Origin of the sequence: Streptomyces sp. DH12, assembly GCF_020873895.1 — a bacterium.
Lineage (GTDB): Bacteria > Actinomycetota > Actinomycetes > Streptomycetales > Streptomycetaceae > Streptomyces.
The window spans coordinates 1-390 of the sequence record NZ_JAHWGT010001656.1; the positions used below are offsets into that span (position 1 = coordinate 1).

Consider the following 390-nt stretch of genomic DNA (forward strand, 5'->3'; position numbering starts at 1 on the left):
GACCGCGTGGTAGCGGTGCACGTAGCCGACCTGCCGGATGTTGAACTCGGGGTCCTCGTTCAGCTGCTGCCAGATCGCCCACACGTCGGCGTCGCTGCCGGGGTCGCGTGTGGCTCCGCTGAGGACACCGTCCCTGATGGCCTGATTGCGGGCGTTGATGGCGGTGGCCGCGAAGATCTGGCCCGGTCCGGTGCTGGCGTCCCGCTTGATGAACTTGTCCGCGAGCGGCGGGACGGTCTGCACGCCCGAGTGGTAGACGCGGACGCCGATGTCGCCCAGGTAGTCGAGGGACGTGTCGTAGTGGCGGGTCTCCCAGAAGACGGGCACCTGGATCAAGGACTTGCGCATCCTCAGAGCCCGTGCCATGCCGGTGATCAGCGCATCGTTGTG

General features: G+C 67.2%; 1 pseudogene. It reads right to left on the reverse strand.

From position 1 onward, the window contains the following. Positions 1-366: pseudogene (locus tag LPA54_RS41585) on the reverse strand (hypothetical protein); the annotation flags it as partial. Between the last annotated feature and the right edge of the window lie 24 nt (positions 367-390).